The sequence below is a fragment of the Actinomycetes bacterium genome (assembly GCA_036000965.1).
Classification (GTDB): domain Bacteria; phylum Actinomycetota; class CALGFH01; order CALGFH01; family CALGFH01; genus DASYUT01.
The window spans coordinates 1-3,976 of record DASYUT010000191.1 but is presented as its reverse complement, the minus strand read 5'-3'; the positions used below and the strand labels follow the sequence as shown (position 1 = coordinate 3,976).

Genomic DNA, 3,976 nt, shown 5'->3' with positions numbered 1-3,976 from the left:
TTCGAACTCGTGACTGGCGAAGTGGAGGGTGCGGGCGTTCTCGGAAACCGTCCGGACGGTGGCGTCCGGGAAGCCGTCGCTGTTGGTCGCTCGGATCTCGACGGTGACCTCGACATCGGTGCCCATCAGGATGGTCAAATGCTGGATAACCTCCTGGGCGACCTGCCCGAAGTCCCGGTTCAGCCGGGTCGGGTCGAGCGAGGTCACTCCGAAGAACCGCTGGAGCCTTTCGGCACCCGGCTCCACCCCCGGGGTTGGGGTGCGAGGCTCGGCCGGCGTGGTGCCCCCGGAAGGCTCCCCACCGCCGGGCGCTGGCCCAGGTGGCCCGGCTACTTCGACCTCCAGCTGCCGCACGGCGGCCGTGGGCGCCACGATCACGGTCATGCCGCTCGCGCCGGCGACATGCTCACCAACGGTGAGGCCCAAGTAGCGGCCGGCCGTCTCGTCCCAGCCTTCGGCGGTGGCGAAGCCGTCCTGCTGCCACGCGGCTTCCTTGGGGCGTTGAAGGCCGAGTTACCAGGGGCGCTGCGCGACCTGCAGCAGGGCAGTATCGCCCCGGTTGACCTGGCCCAGGCCGCGATCGGCCCCGGGATGGCGGTATTCTCGCGGTTCGCCAAGGTGGTGGAGCCGAGTGGTGAGCCGATGCGAGTCCGCGCCGCGCTTGGCCTGATCAACCAAGTCCTTGACGAGGTGCTGGCCGAGCAGGAGGGCGAGTTCGACGCTGACACCCGCTGGGCAATCAAGTGGTTCGAGCAGTTTGGCTTGGACGAGGCACCATACGGTCAAGCGGAGGTGCTAGCTACGGCGACCAACACCTCGATCGGTGGCCTGCGTGAGGCAGGGATCCTCCAGGCGCGGGCAGGCAAGGTGTGGCTGCTCGGACGAAACGACCTACGGTCTGATTGGAATCCGGCGGCCGACCGTCGCACGCCGGTCTGGGAGGTCGCGCAACACATGGTCAAGCGCCTCGAGGATGGCGGCGAGCGATCCGCTGCCGAGTTGCTGCGCAGTGTCGGTGGTCTCGGGGACGCGGCTCGGGACCTGGCCTACCGCGTGTTCGTGGTGTGTGAGCGGAAGAAATGGGCTCAGGAGGCGCTGGCGTTTAACTCGTTGGTGGTTTCCTGGCCGGAGATCTCGCGACTTGCTGGCGTGGCGCCCATGCCAGGGGTGCCAGTCCAGCAGACGCTGGCGTGAGGAGGGCACGCGATGGCGGTGAGCCACCGGGATCGAGTTGGGCGAGCGTTTGAGCTGCTGGCTGCTGGGCTGAGGCCATACGTGGATCGGCGCATGCGGGCAGCCTCGCAGCTGAAGGAGCGCTGGTTTGCCGAATTCGCCAGGCGAGAGCGAGGCGAGGTGTCGCTTGACGACCCGGCCACGCAGCTGAAGGTGCTGGCTGATCATTGGGACCTGGCGTTCCGGGAGGAGCTAAGGCGCTCCGACCGCAACGTCGTGTTCGAGCTGCGTGACGTGCGCAACCGATGGGCCCACAACGCCAGCTTCAGCATCGACGACACCTACCGGGCCCTCGACTCCATCGAGCGGCTGCTGGTCGCCGTCGACGCCACCGAGGCCACTGAGGTCGGCCGCTCGAAGGACGAGCTCATGCGGCTCAAGTACGAGGCGGACGCCCGCAAGGCCGCGCCGAAGGGCGAGGCGCTGGTGACCCAGCCAGCGGCCGGGCTGAAGCCGTGGCGGGAGGTGATCGAGCCGCACGATGACGTGGCGCGGGGCCGCTTCGCGTTGGCCGAGTTCGCCGCTGACTTGTACCTCGTCCACTTGGAGGAGGGGTCGGCTGAGTATGTCGACCCGGTGGAGTTCTTTCGTCGCACCTATCTGACCGAAGGGTTGCGCCGGCTGCTCTCGCAGGCGGTGGAGCGGGTCGCGGGTGTGGGCGGAGTCCCGGTGGTGGGCCTGCAGACCAGCTTCGGCGGCGGCAAGACGCACTCGATGATCGCCCTGTACCACCTGCTGTCGGGGACACCGCTCAAAGAGTTCCCCCAGGAGGTGCAGGACCTGGTCGCCGCCACCGGGGTCGGGGCGCTACCGGCGGTGCAGCGGGTCGTGCTGGTCGGCACCAAGATCGCCCCCGGCCAGCCCAGCCAGAAGCCAGACGACATCAAGATCCGGACGCTGTGGGGCGAGCTAGCCTGGCAACTCGGCGGGCGAGAGGGCTACGAGCTGGTAGTGGAGGCGGACCGCACCTCGACCAGCCCGGGCGATGAGCTGCGTAAGCTGCTCGCGGCCTACGGTCCGTGCCTGGTGCTAATCGATGAGTGGGTCGCCTACGCGCGTCAGCTGTACGCCGCCGACGACCTGCCCGGGGGATCGTTTGACACCCACTTCTCGTTCGCCCAGGCACTCACCGAGGCAACCCGCGCCATACCGGGGGCGCTGCTGGTGCTGTCAATGCCCGCCTCGGAGCCGATTGACGGGGGCGGTGTCGGCTCCGACCGGGAGGTCGGTGGTGCCGGCGGACGGGAGGCACTGGCCCGGCTGCGCACCGTGGTGGGCCGCATGGAGGCGGCATGGCGGCCGGCGAGCGCCGAGGAGAGCTTCGAAATCGTCCGTCGCCGGCTCTTCAAGCCCGTCGACTCAGCCCAGCTACGGGACCGCGATGCCACCGCGCGGGTATTCGGGGACCTCTACCGCCGGCAGGCGGCCGAGTTCCCCGCCGAGTGCCGGGAGGCCGCCTATGTCGACCGGATGAAGGCCGCCTACCCGATCCATCCCGAGCTGTTCGCCCGCCTGTACGAAGACTGGTCGACCCTCGAGCGCTTCCAGCGCACCCGGGGGGTGCTGCGGCTCATGGCCGCGGTCGTGCATGCCTTGTGGGCTGGGGGCGATCAGTCGCCGCTCATCCTGCCCGCCAGCGTCCCCCTCGACGACGCTGCCGTCGCCGCTGAGCTCACCCGCAACCTGGAGGACCGCTGGAAGCCGATCATCGACGCCGACATCGACGGACCCGGGTCGCTCCCGGCCGAACTGGACCGTGAGGTACCGAACATCGGCCGCTACCGAGCAGCCCGCCGTGTGGCCCGGGCCATGTTCCTCGGCTCCGCGGCAACCCTGCGCTCACCCCATCAGGGCATCGAGGCCTCCCGGGTCCGACTGGGCTGCGTGTTGCCCGGCGAGGCGATCGCGACCTTCGGCGACGCCCTAAACCGACTCTCGGCCCGGGCCACCTACCTGTATGCCGACCAGGGCCGCTACTGGTACGGGGTGCAGCCAAGCGTCGCTCAGGTCGCACGGACCCGAGCGGAGCGGCTACTCACCGAGGCCCGCGACGACATCCACGCCGAGATCGTCCGCCGCTTGCGCGAGGAACGCGACCGAGGCGAGTTCACCGGCGTGCATGTGGCGCCCGCCACCAGCAGCGACGTGCCGGACGAGACAGAGGCCCGCCTGGTGCTGCTCGGACCGGCGACGCCACACGTCGCCCGCTCGGCGGAGTCGGCGGCACTAACCGCGGCCGGCGAGATTCTTGAGCGGCGTGGGAACGCTGCTCGCGAGTTCCGCAACATGCTCCTGTTCTTGGCCCCCGACCAGCGGCGGCTCGACGAGCTGGAGCGAGGGGTGGCTGAGTTTCTGGCTTGGCGTTCGGTCGACGAGGAGCGCGGCGCCGACGGGTTGAACCTCGACCCGAATCAGGCTCGCCAGGCGACCACCAAGCGGACCGACGCCGACCAGGCCGTGGACCTGCGCCTGCCCCAGACCTACCAGTGGGTCCTGGTACCCACCCAGCCGGAGCCGACAGGACGACCCGAATGAGGGTGTCCGTGATGCTCGGTGCGTCCGGACGTTGACGGGGACCAGACCATAGGCGAGGTGTCTCACGCCTGCCCGGAGGTCTGGTCCCGTGTCGTCATACTGCCCGCGCTCGTCGCTGCCCGCCACCGTGCTCGCCTGGCTGGTCCGCCGCCTGGCCCACCTCGCCCCACCCCGGCCACCGGGCACCGGCGGCACCCCGCCGCTGGCG

At 69.7% G+C, this 3,976-nt stretch carries 3 protein-coding genes; 2 read left to right on the top strand and 1 reads right to left on the bottom strand.

Going from position 1 to position 3,976, the window contains the following annotated elements; all coding sequences use genetic code 11:
* A partial coding sequence (locus VG276_17925) for a hypothetical protein (protein HEV8651212.1) occupies nt 1–207 on the bottom strand: 207 nt, incomplete at its 3' end.
* A gap of 195 nt (nt 208–402) precedes the next feature.
* On the opposite strand from VG276_17925, the gene VG276_17920 reads away from it, so the two are divergent.
* Together VG276_17920 and VG276_17915 are read left to right on the top strand one after the other, a co-directional pair.
* On the top strand, nt 403–1,194 hold the full coding sequence (locus tag VG276_17920; protein ID HEV8651211.1) for a hypothetical protein: 792 nt from the start codon (nt 403–405) through the stop codon (nt 1,192–1,194).
* Nucleotides 1,195–1,206: 12 nt separating this feature from the next.
* Nucleotides 1,207–3,768, top strand: coding sequence for a Swt1 family HEPN domain-containing protein (locus VG276_17915; GenBank protein HEV8651210.1), 2,562 nt, complete (start codon nt 1,207–1,209; stop codon nt 3,766–3,768).
* Nucleotides 3,769–3,976: the final 208 nt, after the last annotated feature.